This is a genomic window from Burkholderia sp. HAN2018 (assembly GCF_024704855.1).
Taxonomy (GTDB): Bacteria; Pseudomonadota; Gammaproteobacteria; order Burkholderiales; family Burkholderiaceae; genus Burkholderia; species Burkholderia cepacia.
Genome location: NZ_QOBB01000013.1, coordinates 41,086 through 59,238 on the forward strand (window position 1 = coordinate 41,086; position 18,153 = coordinate 59,238).

Genomic DNA, 18,153 nt, shown 5'->3' on the forward strand with positions numbered 1-18,153 from the left:
GCCGTCACCGCACCCAGAGATTTGCGAACGGCACGAAGCCCAGGGGTGCGGCCTCTACACCGGCAACATGCGACTCCAGCTCGATATGCTGATGCTCGTGCGAGATCGGGATCAGCCAGCCCGCTTCGACCAGTTGCCGGCCGATCTCCTCGTAGCCCGTCATGCGCACGCGCGCATCGGCTTGCGCCTGCAGCCCGTGCAGCACGCGATCCAGCTCAAGCACCGCATCGGCCGGCATCCACTGCCGAAAAATGCTGTCGGCGGCAAACCATTCGTAGCATCCGAAATCCTCGTCGTCATGCAGTATCTCGCTGCCCAGCACCAGGTCGGCCGCATCCAGCCAGTCGCGCCGGATCAACTCGGCATAAGGCAGCGCCATCACCTGCAGCCGGATATCCGCCTCGCGCAGCCGGGCTTCGATGATGCGCGCCAGCGCGAGTTCGTCATGGGTTTCCCCCGTCACCAGGGTGAGTTCTGTTTGAGCGGGCAAGGAGGGCACGGGGCCCGATGCCGCGACGCGATGCTGCCAGGCCGGTAACAGGCCGGCCGCGGGCCGTCGCGCGGGATCGTCGGCCCCGAACAGGCGGCCGGGCGCAAGCCAGTCCGCCAGCGCGAGCCGCTGTTCGCGCTGGCGAAAACCGTCGCGCGTGGCGTTGCAGACCACGTAGGTGCAGCCCGCCTGCACCCGCACGATGCCCTTGTTGGCTTGCGTGCGGGAAACGGAGTGGCCGAAGCGGAGGTCGAAGCCGTCCGCCAGGCCGGTCGAGGGAAGAAACCAGAGATCCAGTTCGTCGAGCAGGGCCCGCTCGCGGTAATGATGGCCGAAGGCCGACAGGGTAATGCGGTATTCGCTGTGACGCGTCAGCCTGAACGGCCCCGTTCCGATCGGCATGCGTGCGAAGTCGGGCTTCCGGTGCCGCGGCACGATCGAGGCATTGGCCGCCGCGAGGCGCTGCGGCCACAGATGATCGACGTCGCTCAGACGGCACGCGATTCGCCGGCCGTCGCCGATTTCCACGTCGAGCAGATGACGGTATAGCCGCTGGAAATAGCTCGGCTCGTCACGCATGCGCAGCAGCGTGTACCGCACGTCTTCCGGTTCCAGCGGCGTGCCGTCGTGGAAGACGATGTTCGGCCGGAGCCAGAAGTGCCAAACCCGTCCGTCCTCTTCCGATTCCCAGTGATGCGCCAGTGCCGGCACGACGCGCTGCGTGTGCCGGTCGAACTCGGTCAGTCGCGAAAAGATCTGCCGCACCAGATGCGCTTCCAGCCGGCTGATCACCCGATAGGGATCGAGTTCGTCCACCGCCCGATAAAGGGGAATGCGCAGACGGTGGCTGTGCGAACCCTCCGTATCGATGCCCAGGAAATCCGGCAGCCGTTTCAGCAACTGTCGGCGCTGCTCGTCTGCCAGGCTGGCAAACGCCTGCTCCAGTTCCCCTTCCGCCAGCAAGGCCGACAGGCGGTCGAGCACCGCGTGCTGCGGCGGCACCAGGATAGTCAGGCGCGAAAAGTGGCCACGGCCGCGCGCCGACTCCCAGCGCAGCCAGCCTTGCGCTTCCATCTTGCGCAGCAGGCCCCGCACGTTGCGTTCGGTGCAGTTCAGGGCGCGCGCCAGCGCCGGCAGGCCGGGCTGATTCCCCTGCTCTTCGAGAAACTCGCCAAGTCGATGAAACCGGTCGATCAGTCGCATAAAAGAGGAAACAAAAAAATCGAAATTTGCCGTTTTTATTGTGCTTGCCGTTGTGCAGAATGTACACGCGTATAAAACAAGTCGATTCAAACTAGCCTTGCCAGAAGCGGGTATGCGTCGTTTTGTTGATTTGTGTGGATTTGTAAAAAAATAGCTGAATCGAACGTCAATTTCCATTCCCGGGATTATTGATTCGATCGCCATTGCGTAAATATCGCTGCTTCAATACGGCAACGCCCCGGCCTTTATCAATCATCGTGGATAGTTAATGAGCGAATTGGATTTTGAATATCTTCCATCCCGCAATACGCTGGTTCATCAGGTCGAACGTCCGCACGGCGAACCGCGGCGGGAGCATTTCCGTTTCGTCCGGCAGCCGCTGGCGCCATTGGCGCCCGGCGAAGCTCTGGTGAGAAACATGCATTTTTCAGTCGACCCCTACATGCGCGAATGCATGGACGGCGACTGGGCACTGCATGCGCCGCTCGAAGGCCGGACCATCGGCCGGGTACTGCGCTCCACGGACACCGCGCTGCGGCCCGGCGACTGGGTATTCCATCGACAGGGATGGCGTACCTACGCCCAGGTACCGGTGCAGGCGCTGCGGGTGATCCGGCCCGCGGAGGGTGTGCCGATCACCGCGTGGCTGAGCATCCTCGGCGGCACCGGGTTGACTGCCTGGGTCGCCCTGACCCGCATCGTCCGCCTGCAGCCCGGCGAATCCGTTTATGTGTCCGCCGCGGCCGGCGGCGTTGGCACTGCGGCCGGCCAGTTCGCGAAATTGCTCGGCGCGGGCCGGATCGTCGGGAGCACCAGCAACGAAAGCAAGGCACGGCAACTCATGCACGGCCTCGGCTATTCCGACGCATTCGTCTACCGGCCCGGGCAAGTCGCTGCGCAATTGCGCGAAAGGGTTCCCGAAGGCGTCGACGTCTACCTGGACAACGTCGGCGGCGAACAGCTCGAGGCAGCCATCGCCGTCCTGAAAGACCACGGGCGCGCGGCGCTGATCGGCGCGGTCGCGCAGTACAGCGCGCTGCAGCCCCCCGCCGCGCCGCGCAATCTGTTCGACGCGGTGGGCAAGAGCCTGACGCTGCAGGGCTTTCTCGTGAAGAACTACGCCAGCCTGCAGCAGGAACTAGAGGCATTCGCGATCCCGCACCTCCAGCGCCGCGACCTCGTTGCGCCCGAAACCGTCACGACGGGCTTCGACAACATCGTCGACGCGTTTCTCGCGATGCTCTCGGGCGGCAATCTCGGCAAGGCCATTGTCAGCGTCGATAGCGACGACGAAGGTGCGTCCTGATTCTCGCCCGCGGGATGCGGACGGTAAGCCATTGCGATCTGTCACGACCATTCGACTTGCGTTCCAGTAAGCGACCTTCGACGAACACACAAGCGCCAGCGCGATCCAAGACCTGATCGACGAAGGTGTCGCCGAACGACCGAACGACCCGCGCCGGGCATAAACCACCACCCCCGCCGCTCAATCAAGATAAGGCTCCAACACCCCCTCGATCCAGTCCATGAAGGCCCGGACGCGAGGCGACAGATTGCGCCGATGAGCCACGACAAGCGACGCGGCGAGCGGCTCGGGACGCAAGTCGGGCAACACCTCCACCAGCGCGCCGCTTTCAATGTAATGCGCAAGCGTCGGATATCCCGCCTGGATCAACCCAAGGCCTGCCAGCCCGGCTGCATGATAGGTCTGCACACTGTTGACCTGCATCGCGCTCGGCAGCGGAAGCGACGCATAGCCGCCGCCGTCCGGGTATTCCCATCCGGCGTGCCTGGCACCGAGTGTCAGCGTGTAGTGGATCATCCGGTGTCCCTGCGTGCGCAGATCATCGAGCGTGTGCGGTGTGCCGTACCGCGCCAGATAGCTCGGGCTCGCCGCATTGGTCATCCGCAGTTTTCCCAGCGGCCGGGCAATCAGCGTCTCGTCGACGATCGGCCCGAGCCGGATCACGCAATCGAATCCTTCCTGGACGAGATCGACACGCCGATCGGTGCTCGAAAGTTCCAGTTCCAGTTCCGGATGCGCCGCCATCAGTTGCGGGAGTGCGGGAATCACGACGCTGCGTGCCAGCTCGGTGGGCATGTCGACGCGCAGCCTTCCCCGCAACGGTGTGCCGTTGCCGGAGAACATCGATTGCAACTCCTGTACTTCGGCCAGCAGGTCGCGCGCGCGTGAATAAAAGGCGCGCCCGTCTTCAGTCAGCTGAACGCGCCTCGTGGTCCGGTGCAGGAGTGCAACGCCCACATCCCGCTCCAGCTCACGGATCACCATCGACACACGTCCCTTCTGGATACCGAGGCTTTCGGCCGCGCGCGTGAAGCTCGTCATTTCGGCGACACGGGCAAAGATCAAAAGCGCGTCGAGGTTTTGCATTGTTCACCCAGGGAGTAACAGAACGTTCAATTTGTCATCGTTTATAACTCAGTTGTGGCTCGGTAGAGTGGCTTCCCATGTTGTCCACAGCGGACAACGCGAACGAAAGGAAGCACCCATGACACTACACGCCTCTCCGGTCAACACAGTCGTCGTATTCCACTCCGGCTACGGGCATACCGAGCGCATGGCAAGCGCTGTCGCCGAAGGCGCCCGCGCCGTGCTCGTCGCGATCGACAGCGAGGGAAACATTCCAGCGGATGCCTGGGAAACGCTCGCCGGCGCGGACGCGATCCTGTTCGGCTCGCCGACCTACATGGGCGGCCCGAGCTGGCAGTTCAAGAAGTTTGCCGACGCATCCTCGAAGGTCTGGTTCGAAGGCGGATGGCGGAACAAGATCTTTGGCGGCTTCACCAACAGCGCAAGCATCAACGGCGACAAGCTCAACACGCTCGAATACTTCTTCCTGCTCGCCGGGCAGCACGGCGGCATCTGGGTCAGCATGGACATCAAGCCGGCGAACGTGAAAGCCTCGATGCGTGACGACCTGAATCGCATGGGCGCCTATATCGGGCCGATGGCGCAAACGCCTGCCGATGCGTCGCCCGAGGAAATGTCGCCGGGCGACCTCGAGACGGCACGCCGCCATGGCATGCGCGTCGCGACGATCGCCGGACAGTTTCGGTCCGGAACACATCGAGGCAACTGAAATCCCGGCATGCGCGACCGGACGTGACGCAACGCAACGGACGCCGCCGCATGCCATCCAGCCACGTTTGAAGGGAAGGGTGATGAAATACAAGCAACTTGGCCGCACCGGCCTGTACGTTTCCGAGTTGTGCCTCGGCACGATGACACTGGGCGGCAACGCCGATGCCGGCATGTGGAAGGCGATCGGCGCCGTCGAACAGGACGAGGCGAACCAGCTGATCGCCCGCGCGCTTGCCGACGGAATCAATTTCATCGATACCGCCGACATTTACTCCTTTGGCCAGTCCGAACGCATCGTCGGGCAGGCCCTCCGGGACATCGGCGTGCCGCGCAGCGAGATCGTGCTCGCGACCAAGACGGCCGGCGTGATGGGCCGGAAGCCCAACGAACAGGGGGCGTCGCGCGGCCACATCATGGATTCCGTGCAGAGAAGCCTGGAACGGCTTCAGGTCGACCATATCGATCTGTACCAGATTCACGCCAACGATCCTGTCACGCCGATCGAAGAGACGCTGCGCGCCCTCGACGATCTCACGCGGCAGGGGCTGGTCCGATATGTCGGCGTGTCGAATTGGCGCGCGGGCAGGATCGGCAAGGCGCTCGGGCTGAGTGCGGCGCTTCGCGCCACGCGCTTCGAGACGCTCCAGGCCTACTATTCGATCGCCGGGCGTGACGTCGAGCGCGAACTGGTGCCACTCGTCGTCGAGGAGCAGATGGGGCTGCTCGTCTGGTCGCCTCTCGCCGGCGGGTTGCTGTCGGGGAAGTTCGGCCCCGGTACGTCGAACGACAGCGGTTCGCGGCGCAATCATTTCGATTTTCCGCCGGTCGATCTTGATCGAGCCTGGCCGTGCGTTGCAGAGATGCGCACCATCGCCGATGCGCACGATGTCTCGGTCGCCCGGATCGCGCTCGCGTGGCTACTTGCGAGGCCGCACGTCACGAGCGTGATTGTCGGCGCCAAACGGATCGAACAGCTCGAAGACAATCTCGGCGCGGTCGATGTCGTCCTGACCGAGACCGAGCTTGCGCGTCTCGATGCCGTGAGCGCTTTGCCGGCCAGCTATCCCGGCTGGATGATCGAGCGTCAGGAGGCGGGCAGGCGCCCTCAACCTTTCCGGCGCGTCGCGTCGGAATAGAACCGGCTATCGCCGCTCAATCCAGTCGAAGCAAGTCGTTGAAGATCGCCGCCCCGCGTTGAATCGCGTGTTCCCGTTACCAAAGAGAGATCGATATGCCGAAGGGTTATCTAGTCGCACACGTCAGCGTTTCGGACCCGGCCGCCTATGCTGCTTATGCAGAAGCCGCGGGTGATGCAATCAAGGCTTTCGGCCCCAAGGTCATTGCGGCCTGGGGGCAGTATGAAAACCTCGAAGGCGAGGCCCATGAGCGGCATGTGGTCCTCGAGTTCGATTCGTTCACCGAGGCCAGGCGTTTTTATGAGAGCCCCGAATACCAGGCGGCCAAGGCACTCCGCGCCGGCGCGGCAACCGGGACCTTCGTCATTCTCGAGGGGGCTTCATGACGCTGACCACGACACGTTCGAACATGAGCGCCGTCGGTTCGATCTCGCGGCAGGGGGCCTCACGAATCCCGGCTGTCCTTCGCCGGAAGTGCCCGGCATTGCGAATGCGGGGACGCTGGCTTGCCGACACGTCTTTGCGGTGATCAATCATTCGGCTGAACGTCCGCCGGCTCATGCGACCGGACGAGCAATGGCCTGACGATGATCTTGCCAATAACCTGGCCAGATTCCTGAGCCTGGTGGGCTTCAACGATGGCGTCGAGCGCGAATTGCATGCCTATGGTCGGCACATAGGCGCCGTCCTCGAGGCATCGGCAGATCGCCGAAACGGCTGCGGACTTGGCGGCCGCCGGGACGGTGTAAATGTAGACGAACCGGAATGTACAGCCTGCGATCATGGCGTCGAGCAGGGGAAGCGGCACCTGATCGGCAGCGGATCCTACGGCATACGAACTGATGATGCCGCCGTTGGCGAGGCAACGCATATCGATGCCGAGGTTGTCTTGCAGACTGACTTCCACGATACGATCGACTCCCCGCTGCTGTGTTGCCGACTTCACGATCGCGACCACATCCTGCAGCCGTCGATTGATCACGAGGTCTGCACCCGCACGCCGTGCGGCGTCTGCCTGCGCGGGCGTTGAAACGGTGGTCGCGACCCACGCGCCGGCCCATTTTGCAAGCAGGATTGCTGCGGTTCCGACTGCTCCCGCGCCGCCCTGGACGAGTATCGCGCGACCCTTGATGTCGCCGTCCGAGAAGAGGCAGCGATGGGCCGTGAGTGCCGGAATGCCCAGGCAGGCGCCGACCTCGAACGAAACGTTGTCGGGCAAAGGAACGGCCTGTGCTTCCGGAACGACCGCATATTCCGCGGCCGTGCCGAACGGGCGGCGAGATTGCGCTTCGAACAGCCATACCCGTTCGCCTGTCCGTGTCGGCGCAACGCCGGCACCGACCGCGTCGATCACGCCTGCACCGTCTTGATGCGGAATGACCATCGGAAATGCGGAAGGGCCGGAGAAGCCGGTACGCGCCTTGATATCGCTGGGATTCAGACCCGATGCGTGGATGCGCACCCGGACTTCGCCCGGACCCGGTTGCGGAACCGGAAAATCTCCGAGCCTCAACACTTCCGAAGCGTTGCCCTGACGTTCGTAATAAGCGGCCTTCATCGATCTGATCCCTTGAATGAGTCCGGTCGCCGGTTATCGGCGGCCGATGTAACGATGCCGGGACTATCGGCGGTCGGCCGCTTTTGCACAAGAAGGCACGTCTTTGATATATAGGGAAAGAAATTATCCTATTGGGAGCCGGCATGACATCTTCGGTTAGCACGTATCCGTGCTCGGTCGCCGCGACGGTCGATGTCGCGGGAGGGAAATGGAAGCCGCTGATCGTGCACTATCTGCTGGGCGGTACCAAAAGGTTCGGCGAGTTGCGCGGCTTGATCGGAGCGGTGACCCAGCGCTCGTTGACGTTGCAGCTTCGCGAGCTCGAATCGGACGGCATCGTGACCCGTACGGTTTTTGCCGAGGTCCCGCCCCGCGTCGAATACACGTTGACCGAATTCGGCAGAACGCTCGCCCCGGTGCTCGAGGCGATGAAGCAATGGGGCGATGCTTACCTCGCGCGACTGGAGCAATCCGCGGGGCGCCGGCCGTGTTCGTGAGTGTCCCGTTGCGTCGCCGGTGGATGTCCGGACACCGTTGCGCGGCGAGTCGTTGAAAACGCGCACGTGCCATAATTTGCCGGTTCCTGGACTACCCGACGCATCGTGTCCTTCACGAAATGATTTTGATCAGATCTCTTGCCGCCGCCAGCCTGTTGCTGGCGGGATGTGTTGCAGCGGCGCACGCCGAGACGTATCCGCCGGAAGTGTCGAGAAACATCGACAAGCTCCAGTCCCGATGTGCCGGCAAATCCAACGACCCCAAGGCGGCCGCCTGCATCGAATACAAGGCCACGCTGGCCCGCACCGTTCCACCCGCTGTCCAGGCGTTGATGCGTCAGGAAGAAGCGGTCGATGGCCAATGCAGGAACGGCGCGGCACCGAAACTAATGCCTGACGGGCAATATGCTCCGGGCAGTGCGTGCGCACAACGCGAGCTGATGATGAAAACCATTCGCCAGCACGGCTGGTGCTGGGGGCACACGGACATGGACAGCTATCATCCTGGTTGGGTGGTCTGTCATCCCGGTGAATGGCAGTGAAGCCGGGCGAAGCTGTCGCTGAAACGCTCGCGTGACGGCATCGGCGGCGTTCGCGGATGGTCGCGGATTCGACGCGCCGGGGGCGACGGGCCGAGGATTGTGAACGATCCAGCGGCTCGTGCCGGACGACCTTTTGAATCCGCCGCCGAACCCGGTCGCTGCCTGGTTCGACAATCCGCGACTGACTCGACCCGATCCGCTGAAGGCTATCGACAACGCTCCACTGCCGCCGTACGCCGACACTAGTTGTCAATCGGACGACGCCGGCACCTCATTTCCCTGAGCCGCACCGCATTGATGGCAATGCGGGAAGAAGAAAAAATTCCGGCCGCCGCATTCGCAGACATTGAAGAGTCGTAATCCGCAATGCACGCAGAACGTGGAGTCGTCGCCGCCGAGATTCCATTGTTTGTCGCATGACGGGCAGCGCTTTTTTTCGAGTGAGCGAACGGCTTTTTCGTAGCCGATCGTTCGCGCGCGTTCTCCCTGATCCTGCTGCAATTCGAGGCGTTTGCGTTCGGTATAGCGCTGAAAGGCCTTCATCATGTAAAGGCCGGCGAACACCGTGAGCGCAATGCCCACCAGGACCCGGACATAACCGCCGAAATTCGGCAAGTACGGGACCAGTTCGATGAAGAACGCGCTCAGTGCAAATAGGCCAAAACTGTACACGAAAGGCCAGTAGCGTATCTTGCGGTAGCGTATGAACAACCAGATCGCAACCAGCAGTATCGGCAGCGTCAGCGCAAGCCGCAGTCCGAACACTTGCAGCTCATAGTGCCGTGTCGCTTCGTCGAAGCGCCGTTCGGCTGCCGCGTCCGCTTCGGCGATTTGCGTGTCCACTTGAGTCTGCTGCGATGCCAGCGCCCGTTGCTGGTCGTTGATCGCATCGATCTGATGCTGCCAGTTGACCACCACGGCCTGGAGCGAATCCAGCTTGCGAGTTCTCGCGAGAATGTCGGGGTCCCGCGCACTGTCGCCGGTCACCGAGCGCGTTGCCAGCCAGTTGCGGAAGCTTTCCTTCTCGGCCGCATACTCCTTTGCGGCGCGGCCGCGCGCGACCTCCATGGTGTCGGCCTTGTCGGCAAGCGCGTTGTGCTGCGCCTGCAGATTGCGCCGCGCTGCGTCCAGCCGCGCTTTCGTCGGCGCATCGGCGAATTGCTCGATGACGGGCGGGCCGCCCGTCGGGGCAAACGCCATGTCGCGGATCACGAGACTGCCGAGCATGTTCAGAAAGACGGCGAAGATGATCGCGATTACCCATGAGGCGAGTCGCAGGAGCCGCGCGGGACTGGTCAGGCCGTCGCCGGAAGTCATCATTGTTTTGCCTTGGTTGGAATGGTTCGCAGTGTTATCAATCTTGACACAATGGTCGACTCTTTTTGGCCGGCTGGCGCCCGATGCGGTCAGTAGGAATGCTCCAAACCACGCAGCCTTTAACGTTGGCTCAGACGAAACGTCGGGCTTGCAAGGCGGTCATCGCGGCGAATCCAGGCCGAGTTGCTCCACCAGCTCAGGGAAGCCAAGCGACGTTGCCATCCTGGCAAAGGCATCCTGCTCTGTCGTCGATGCAACTGCAAGTGCCGTTGCGATCTCCTCAAGTGCGTTGACGTCGTCGTCCTCGGCATGCAAGTTACTCTGTTGATCGATGTACCTCACGGCCAGTACAAGTGCCTTGGCTATTCCATCCATGTCGCCCTCAAAAAACCAAATGCGATGTGAACCATGTGTACAGAAAAGGTCGCTGCTTTGACAAATTTCCCATGTCCGCAGTCGCGAGCCGTCGATTCTGTCTGTGTCACGAAGTTCGCGTCTTCCTTGCTTTCCGCTTATTGACGATCCTCAGACGGAGATATCGAACGTCCGACAGTGGCCGAACGTGGTCCGACGAAGAAGATTCTGCCGTGTCGACGGCCGCCGCGGGTGCCCATTCATCGCCAACGTTCAACTATTGGAACCGTCACGAGGTTCGCATCTTCACGCTGTGGCGATTAACTTGTTCCTTGTGGATGTCGAAGGTGCATCGGTCACCTGTCGCGGCTATCAGGCGAAACCCGCATTTTTCGGCGACGCGAAGAGAGGCTCGATTCTCGATAGCGCATGACGCCGTCAAGCTCGTCATCCTGCCCGAGCCGAACGCGAGAACGAGCAGCGCACGAATCGCATGAGCCGCGTAGCCCTTTTCCCAAAAGTCAGGCAACAAAAACCAGCCACAATCAGCCGAAACCGAGTCGCCGATCGTTGCTGTGCGATCGCGTCTGCCAACGCATGTTCACATTGCGCTCTCGTGCGCGGGAGCCACGACACATGGCGGGCCACTTGCGAGCTCATCTGCAATTCGCAAAATCGCTCGATGTCGGACGGCACGTGCTCACGGAGTCGAACGGGGCATGAATTCATTCAGGTACCGGAAGCAGCCGGGCGCATTTCTGGAAAGGAGTCGTACGCGGTCACTGAATCATCAAGGCCAGGGCAGCGGATGCGGAAGCGACGGAAACCTCGACGGCAACGAGCACTTCGAGAGAACGGCGCGCTGCTTCTGTCTCAACGGGCTGGTGCCCTGCGATGCGAGCCAGGATACCTCGCTTCCCGCTGCCATTCGGGCCCCGGCCCGACATCGGATAGGGAGCGCCTGCCGTCAACGCGTAAGCGCTCCCGTTCGACACCAGGTTTTCGTCTGATCGTGGATCAGCGTCACGGCGCGGATCTTGCTGACGCGGTGTCCTCGGGCCAGTTCCTATAAGGGTAAGTCCGGCATGGCGCAACGTTATCAAACCAGATTAACTTATATCAAACAATTTTTGACGCAAAATTATGTTCCTGATATGGTCTTTCGCACTTGCTAAGCGCGATCCGGCCACGTTGGTGCCCGGCGATTAGGTTCGCGTACTTCGCCAGCGGTTGAACCGGACGCTCAAGCAACCTGCAATGGCGGCCGGTACGTCCAGACGGTCTTTTGCAGCAGGTGGAGCGTGGTCCGGTTTCGTCATCGCCGACCTTGCTCGCGGGCATTGCACGGGCGCTGAACGTGACGACGCCGGGCTGCTCCGAAATGCCATCGGGGAAGGTTCGGCTGAGCGCGGTGATCCGCTCGAGTTGTCCGGCTTCGCGGATTCGGCACATCGGTTCGCCGGATCATGAATATGGCGGGGGGACGTCAGTTCGAATGAATCCTCTAGTGCGCGCTCGTGGCCAAGGCGCGCCCGGAAATCACCGAGCAGGGGGCAAGTTTCTTCGCGTGATCGACGGTGAAGTTTCGCCGGAGCTGGAAGGCAAGGTATTGATGCAGCAAACAGGCGACTCGGCACATTCTCGATCCACGGTGCCGTAGGGCTGGAGCGACAACGGAAGCAAGGAAGCGGCTTTGATCCAGGTGGGGACGCCGCGATTGTTCTGATCGAAAGAGTGCCGGACAGGTCGAGATGCGCGATGCTTCTCCGCATGCAATTTTGAGGATGACGAAATGATTGATTTGATTATGCCGATTTGGCGAATATGACGCTGGCCGTTGCGGCCAAGACGACGCGCAGGCCGTGCCCGTCATCTGCATTCGAATACGACACAACCCGTTTCAAACAATCCCAAAACCACTCCTGACAGTGAAATACAGATGAAAAACAAAAACATCAACGTCAGCGTTATCGCTGTTGCCGCATTCGCCGCATCTTCGGCAGCAATGGCGCAGTCGTCGGTCACCCTGTACGGCATGCTCGATTCGGGTATCGGCTACACCTCGAACATCAATGGCCACAAGCGGTTCGGCCTCGACGGCGGCGCCGTAGGTTCGAACAAGTGGGGCCTCAAGGGGGACGAAGACCTCGGCGGCGGCCTCAAGGCGGTATTCAAGATCGAAAACGGTTTCAACATCGGTACGGGCGGCATAAACGGCCAGGGGCCCATCGGTTCCACGCGTTCGCTGTTCAACCGCCAGGCCTACGTCGGCATTGCTTCCGATCGATACGGCACCCTGCGCATGGGACGCCAGCTCGACGCTGTAACGGAAATGGTGCAGGGCCTGACGGGCGACGCCATTTCAGCGTCGACATTCTCGACCCCGGGCGACGTCGACAACAACGACAACACGACGAACCAGAACAGCGCCGTGAAGTACATTTCGCCGGTCATCAACGGCTTCCAGGCTGAAGGCGCGTACTCGTTCGGCGGTGTTGCCGGTGCGATGGGTTCGGGGCAATCGTGGTCGGTGGCGGCGAACTACGCTCAAGGCGGCCTGACCGTCGCCGGCGGTTACTTCCGCGCGGCAAACCAGGGTGAGAACGGGTGGCAGAACGCAACGGCACAACCGGGTTTCGGTACCGCGCTGGGCTATCCGAGCTCGGGTTATAACGGTGGCAATGCGTTCAAGAGCGCGGGCATCGCCCAGATCGCAACTCAATACCAGATCGGTCCGTACACGGCGGGCTTGCGGTACTCGAACGCGCAGTACCAAGGCAACAATGGCCAGCCGTCGATCCACTTCAACGTGCTGGGTGCGCTCCTGCAGTACCAGGTCACCCCGGCGTTGTCGCTGGCCACCGGGTACACGTATGTCTACGGTTCCGCAGCCACGCCCAGCCAGGCTGCCGAAGGCCGCACGATGGCTTCGATCAACCAGGCGTCGCTCGGTGCCATGTACGCGCTGTCGAAGCGCACGTCGGTTTACGCCGTGGGCGCCTACGTCCATGCCCAGGGCGCTCAGGCTTCGGCTGCCGACTTTGGCAACACCTCATCGGGCGGCAACCAGGTTCAGGTCAACATCGGCATGCACCATAGCTTCTGATCTTCAAATTGCAGGCCCGGAAGCCCGGAGTAGTGGGTGCAATACGCCGGGCTGGCAGCATTCTGGTGGTTCCACATGGACCATGAGCGCTCGGATCGTCAACGATTCGAGCGCTCGTGTCAGACGGCCGCAAGCGGCCGGGGCGCAGCTGGCCGCCCGATCTCGAGTCTCGTCCGCGAATCGCCCGGACTTCACGGCAACCGTGGACGGCTTCCATCCCGCCATGAGCGCCGCCGCCGGTCCATGCGACGCCTTGTCACCCGCGTGTAACAAAAAGCCCTGCTGAAGCCGGGGGTGTCTCGGCCGCATTGACGGTTCACCCGTCCCGCAGTCGCTCGACTTGCCGGCGCGCAGCACGAATGTCGTCACGGCACTCAACTCTTCCAAGAATCTGTCGTTAACTCAGGGCGGCTGCCTCCGAGTGGGCGGCGCTCCGGCGTCTGAACCCGCTGGACAAGGGATCGTCAAATGCGACGTCGCGGCTCATGTGCCACGCTCGCCGCCGCGACGCCTCACGCGATGGGTCAATGCCCCGTCTGCGAGTTCGATGAGTACGCAACCATTCGAGGCAAGCGGGATCGCACCGCGCCTGTTGCTGCGGGCGAGCCTGAAGGTTGCCGGATCGAAGCGCGCCGGCGAGGGCTTTTCGTCTTGGTTAGAGAATGTATCCGAGCAGCTACGATGTTCCGATTGCGCGCCTCGTCGCGCGTCAGATTCTGTCCTGCACGCCCGCCACGCCGGTGCGGGAGGTCGCGCGACGCATGTTCATCGAGCGTTGCAGCTCGATCGTCGTGATGGAGGATGAACAGGTCGTCGGGATCTGGACCGAGCGCGATGCACTGTCGGCCGGCGACGATCCGCACGGGCTCGATCGGCCGGTCAGCGAGGTAATGAGCCATCCGGTACTGACGCTCGAGGCCAACACGCCGCTGGGTGAGGCCGCGATGAAGTTCAAGCAGTCGGGCGTCCGGCACTTCGTGGTGGTCCGCGATAACGCCGCGATCGGCGTGCTGACGCAGACCGACGTCGTCGTGAACCAGGGGCCGGAGTTCTTCCTGCACCTGAAGCCGATCGAATCGATCCGCATCCATCCGCCCGTCGTGGTGTCCGAGCAGGTCGCGCTGCACGACGTCATCACCCTGATGCGCACGCAACGACTCGATGCGATCCTGGTCGGCTACGACGACGGCGAGCACGGCATCCTGACCGAGCGGGACATCGTCCGGCTCCTGGCGGAAGGCGCGTCCCAGGGCGCGGTCGGGGTCTACGCGAGCAAGCCGCTGCAGATGCTGAGCGCGAAGCAGAGCCTGTATACGGCACAGCGCTTCATGACCGAGCACAGTATGCGGCACGTCGGCATTCGGGACGAGGCGGGCAGGCTGACCGGGCTGCTCTGTTTCGCGGACGTGCTGCAGAGCATCGAGCATGAATACGCGAACGAGTTGCGCAGCGCCGTGCGCGAGCGCGACGAAGCGCTGGGTCTCGCGCGCTTCAACCTGCGCATGGCGGATCGGGTATTCGAATCGGCGCTCGAAGGCATCATGGTCACCGATCGGCACGCGAGGATCGAGCGCGTCAACCAGGCCTTCACGCGCCTGACCGGGTATACCGCGGACGAAGTGATCGGGCGCAACCCGGGCCTGCTGAGTTCCGGGCGCCAGACGCCGGATTTCTACAAGCAGCTGTGGCATTCGCTGACGACCGACGGCCACTGGCAAGGCGAAATCTGGAATCGCCGCAAGACCGGCGAGCTGTTTCTGGAATACCTGACGATCACCAGCATTCGCGACAACGATGACGAGATCTCGCACTATGCGGCGATCTTCTCCGACATCACGCAACGGCGTCAGGCGGAGGAGCGGCTGGGCTATCTCGCCACGCACGACGTGCTCACCGATCTCGCGAACCGGGCGCTGTTCGAGGAGCGGCTCGCGCACGCGATCGCTCACGCGAAGCGGCTCGGTCGCAAGGTCGCGGTGATGTACCTCGATCTCGACCGCTTCAAGCTGGTCAACGACACGCTCGGCCACAACGCCGGCGACGAGGTGCTGAAGCAGGTCGCGGAGCGCATCGTCGCGTCGGTGCGCGCGAACGACACGGTGGCGCGCATGGGCGGTGACGAATTCGCGCTCGTGCTCGAGGAATTCGACGATGTTCGCGACGTCGGGCGCGTTGCACGCAAGCTGCTGGACGAAGTGGCGCGGGCGATCGATGTCGGCGGTCGCGAGATCTTCGTGACGCCGAGCATCGGCATCAGCATCTATCCGGACGACGGCACCGAGGCGGAGCACCTGATCCTGCTCGCTGACCAGGCGATGTACGGCGCGAAGAGCCGCGGCAGGAACGTGTTCCAGTTCTTCGAGAGCAAGATGACGTCGTCGGCGATGGAGCAGTTGGAGACGCTCGGCGAGCTGCACCGCGCGCTCGAGCAGAACGAATTCCGGCTGTTCTACCAGCCGCAATACGATCTGGCCAGCGGCCGGATCGTCGGCGTGGAGGCGCTGCTGCGCTGGCTGCATCCACGCAAGGGCCTGGTGCCGCCGGGCGACTTCATCGGGCTGGCTGAGCGGTCGGCGCTGATCGTCCCGATCGGCCGGTGGGTGCTGCGCGAAGCCTGCCGACAGGCGCGCCGCTGGCTCGACGAGGGTTTCGAGTTCGGGCGGGTGTCGGTGAACGTGTCGGCGCGGCAATGCTTTACCGACCATTTTCTCAGCGACCTGACGACCATCCTCAGCGAAACCGCGTTGCCGGCCGAATGCCTGCAGCTCGAGTTGCTCGAAAGCATGGCGATGAACACCCGCGAGGAAATCGGCATCCTGCTGCGCGAACTGGCGACACGGGGGATCAGCCTGGCGATCGACGATTTCGGTACGGGCTATTCGTCGCTGGTGTACCTGAAGGATCTGCCCGTCGATACGCTGAAGATCGATCGGTCGTTCCTGACGGACTGCGGTTCGGGCAGCACGGATGATGCAATCGTGCGCGCGATCGTTGCGATGGGGCGCGCGCTGGGGCTCGATGTCGTGATGGAGGGCGTCGAGACGGAGAAACAGCTGGCGTTCCTGCAGGAAATCGGCTGTCACCAGGTGCAGGGGTTTCTGTTCGCGCGGCCGCAGCCTGCTGAACAGCTGGCCGCGATCTCGTTGCGTCGCGGTGTTGAGTTGCTGACCGAGTGAGTCGGTGGGGTATCAATATGTCAGCCGCCGAGGTTCCCCGCGATCGCGCTACTGCCGCTTTTGAACGACAGCATGTCCGTCACCTTGCCGGTATAAAAATCGACGATTTCACCGCCATGCGTCAGCAGCCGGTCGCCGAACCAATCTGCTGCCAGTCGCGCGGGCGGCCCACGGTGACGTTGAATGGCATGTTCGACCGCACCGGTATGTGCGTCGATCACCAGATCCTCGCCCCAATTGCAGCGTGCCGTTTCCGGCAAGGGTAAGCACAAATGGCTGCCACTCTCGTTGAACAGGATGTTGGCCGAGCGAACCTCGCCAAATTCACCAATATCGCGCGACCATACTATCGAGCCATTCCGGTCACAACACAGCAATTGATTGGTATCGCTCGCGACGAACATGATTGACCCATCGCGCGCAAAGCGCAGGCGCTTGATCTTGCCGCCCGCCGGGAGATTGACCTTATTGATCTCGCCGCTGCGGCAATTCACGGTCAGCACCGAGTTCCTGGTTCGTTCGTCTGGAGCCCAAAGGAGTCCGTCGACCGGATCCACGTCGCCGAAACGTGCATCGAAATCACGCGCGACAGGATCGCCATGCTCGCCGGTGTCCAGATCGATCACCACCGGACGGCCTTTGTCATTGCTCTTGAAGGCGCTTACCAGCGCATAGCGCCCGGAAGGATCCAGGCGCGTCCAGAACGACAGAAACTTGTCAGTCTGATGCAGGACGGTGCCATCGGCAACCACGGTCAAGCGGCTGCGGTTGGTATTGCGTGCGACTATCCATGACGCCGATGCCAATGCAAGGCGACGGCTGTCGCGCGATACATCACACACCGTATCGTCCGTCTGCGCGCCGGCGACCGAGGTAATCGTTTTCGAATCACGGTCGTATTGCACTAACGCCGGGTCGGGAAGGAAAGCGTCAGTTTGGTCGAAGAACACGAGACCGCGGGGTACATCGATGTACACAAGTAACTCCGGCAAGAAATGCGCAAAAGACGTGTCGATCGCGATTGTTTGGGTTAGCACTGACGCCTTGCGTCGGCGGATCATGTCCTGATTATCAACAGACTGGCACGTGGCGTCGAGCGATTGGTCGTGGGCGGCTGGTCGGAGCTGGTTGACCGTGGTCGACCCGCAGCTGCCTCTCAACCCTGAGTTCCTTCGACGGCCGGTTTCGAGGTACAAGGGCCATTGGAGCAGTCGATCGGGATGGCAAGTGCTCGGCCCTCTGACATTGAGACGGGCTGAGTTCTACGTCAGCAATGTGCCGGATTGTTGAGCATGGGGGCGTCGAGCGGCCGTACCCGCCGTGGTAACTGGACGGCCAAGCCCCCCTGTTTCGCGTCCTTGATTTTTGACGTCTCGGCTCGGGCACAATGGATCAACACGCGTCTAGGAGAAGAGTATATGGATATTGATAGAGGGATCGATTCCGCTCAGAAAGCAGAGAAGGTTCTCGATGCGTTGGAATCGGGAAAACTGAAGCTGCGTCCACAAGATAGGTTCTGGGCTGACCAGCTACGCGTTTTACCGAGAGGTATTACCGGACTCCTTAATATTTCAAAGCTAACACCAGACGCGCTGGCGATTATTCGAGCCACTGCCCTGGCGTTGACTCATCTGGAACAAGCGGAAAAAAAGTAGACGATGAATCACCTCT

16 protein-coding genes are annotated in these 18,153 nt (G+C 62.1%); 9 read left to right on the plus strand and 7 right to left on the minus strand.

Going from position 1 to position 18,153, the window contains the following annotated elements; translation table 11 throughout:
- Positions 1-4 precede the first annotated feature (4 nt).
- Positions 5-1,693 carry an SgrR family transcriptional regulator gene (locus tag DPV74_RS05145; RefSeq protein WP_162922951.1) on the minus strand — a complete coding sequence of 563 codons (1,689 nt, stop codon included), beginning with the start codon at positions 1,691-1,693 and terminating at the stop codon, positions 5-7.
- A gap of 268 nt (positions 1,694-1,961) precedes the next feature.
- On the opposite strand from DPV74_RS05145, the gene DPV74_RS05150 reads away from it, so the two are divergent.
- Positions 1,962-2,999, plus strand: coding sequence for an NADP-dependent oxidoreductase (locus tag DPV74_RS05150; RefSeq protein ID WP_060311537.1), 1,038 nt, complete (start codon positions 1,962-1,964; stop codon positions 2,997-2,999).
- Positions 3,000-3,179: 180 nt separating this feature from the next.
- On the opposite strand, the gene DPV74_RS05155 is transcribed toward DPV74_RS05150, so the two are convergent.
- Positions 3,180-4,085: a LysR family transcriptional regulator gene (locus DPV74_RS05155; RefSeq protein ID WP_119336679.1), complete on the minus strand. Its 906-nt coding sequence runs from the start codon at positions 4,083-4,085 to the stop codon at positions 3,180-3,182.
- A 118-nt stretch (positions 4,086-4,203) separates the two neighbouring features.
- Here DPV74_RS05155 and DPV74_RS05160 point away from each other — a divergent pair, with 118 nt between their 5' ends.
- From DPV74_RS05160 to DPV74_RS05170, 3 genes are all read left to right on the plus strand, one after another.
- Positions 4,204-4,794, plus strand: a complete 591-nt coding sequence (locus tag DPV74_RS05160; RefSeq protein ID WP_119336680.1) for a flavodoxin family protein — start codon at positions 4,204-4,206, stop codon at positions 4,792-4,794.
- 82 nt (positions 4,795-4,876) lie between these two features.
- Positions 4,877-5,932 carry an aldo/keto reductase gene (locus DPV74_RS05165; RefSeq protein WP_119336681.1) on the plus strand — a complete coding sequence of 352 codons (1,056 nt, stop codon included), beginning with the start codon at positions 4,877-4,879 and terminating at the stop codon, positions 5,930-5,932.
- Between the two features lie 95 nt (positions 5,933-6,027).
- Positions 6,028-6,318, plus strand: a complete 291-nt coding sequence (locus DPV74_RS05170; RefSeq protein ID WP_119336682.1) for a DUF1330 domain-containing protein — start codon at positions 6,028-6,030, stop codon at positions 6,316-6,318.
- Between the two features lie 143 nt (positions 6,319-6,461).
- Here DPV74_RS05170 and DPV74_RS05175 read toward each other — a convergent pair whose 3' ends face one another.
- On the minus strand, positions 6,462-7,490 hold the full coding sequence (locus tag DPV74_RS05175) for an NADPH:quinone reductase (protein WP_119336683.1): 1,029 nt from the start codon (positions 7,488-7,490) through the stop codon (positions 6,462-6,464).
- A 143-nt stretch (positions 7,491-7,633) separates the two neighbouring features.
- Here DPV74_RS05175 and DPV74_RS05180 point away from each other — a divergent pair, with 143 nt between their 5' ends.
- Together DPV74_RS05180 and DPV74_RS05185 are read left to right on the plus strand one after the other, a co-directional pair.
- Positions 7,634-7,987, plus strand: a complete 354-nt coding sequence (locus tag DPV74_RS05180) for a helix-turn-helix domain-containing protein (RefSeq protein WP_060085932.1) — start codon at positions 7,634-7,636, stop codon at positions 7,985-7,987.
- Between the two features lie 119 nt (positions 7,988-8,106).
- Positions 8,107-8,529: a hypothetical protein gene (locus tag DPV74_RS05185; protein WP_119336684.1), complete on the plus strand. Its 423-nt coding sequence runs from the start codon at positions 8,107-8,109 to the stop codon at positions 8,527-8,529.
- 249 nt (positions 8,530-8,778) lie between these two features.
- On the opposite strand, the gene DPV74_RS05190 is transcribed toward DPV74_RS05185, so the two are convergent.
- The 3 genes from DPV74_RS05190 to DPV74_RS42085 form a co-directional block, all read right to left on the minus strand.
- Positions 8,779-9,846, minus strand: coding sequence for a hypothetical protein (locus DPV74_RS05190; protein ID WP_374708952.1), 1,068 nt, complete (start codon positions 9,844-9,846; stop codon positions 8,779-8,781).
- A 159-nt stretch (positions 9,847-10,005) separates the two neighbouring features.
- Entirely contained in the window at positions 10,006-10,221 is a 216-nt protein-coding gene (locus DPV74_RS05195) for a hypothetical protein (protein WP_119336686.1), read from the minus strand.
- Between the two features lie 268 nt (positions 10,222-10,489).
- On the minus strand, positions 10,490-10,768 hold the full coding sequence (locus tag DPV74_RS42085) for a GNAT family N-acetyltransferase (protein WP_119336687.1): 279 nt from the start codon (positions 10,766-10,768) through the stop codon (positions 10,490-10,492).
- A gap of 1,371 nt (positions 10,769-12,139) precedes the next feature.
- Between DPV74_RS42085 and DPV74_RS05205 the strand changes: the two genes are divergently transcribed.
- Both DPV74_RS05205 and DPV74_RS05210 read left to right on the plus strand, forming a co-directional pair.
- Positions 12,140-13,306 carry a porin gene (locus tag DPV74_RS05205; RefSeq protein WP_060085935.1) on the plus strand — a complete coding sequence of 389 codons (1,167 nt, stop codon included), beginning with the start codon at positions 12,140-12,142 and terminating at the stop codon, positions 13,304-13,306.
- A 662-nt stretch (positions 13,307-13,968) separates the two neighbouring features.
- A complete protein-coding gene (locus DPV74_RS05210; protein ID WP_119336688.1) occupies positions 13,969-16,482 on the plus strand; it encodes an EAL domain-containing protein in 2,514 nt (837 codons plus the stop codon).
- A gap of 20 nt (positions 16,483-16,502) precedes the next feature.
- On the opposite strand, the gene DPV74_RS05215 is transcribed toward DPV74_RS05210, so the two are convergent.
- A complete protein-coding gene (locus DPV74_RS05215; protein WP_205571888.1) occupies positions 16,503-17,543 on the minus strand; it encodes a hypothetical protein in 1,041 nt (346 codons plus the stop codon).
- Between the two features lie 357 nt (positions 17,544-17,900).
- Between DPV74_RS05215 and DPV74_RS05220 the strand changes: the two genes are divergently transcribed.
- Positions 17,901-18,137, plus strand: a complete 237-nt coding sequence (locus DPV74_RS05220) for a hypothetical protein (RefSeq protein ID WP_240439926.1) — start codon at positions 17,901-17,903, stop codon at positions 18,135-18,137.
- The last annotated feature ends 16 nt before the right edge of the window (positions 18,138-18,153 follow it).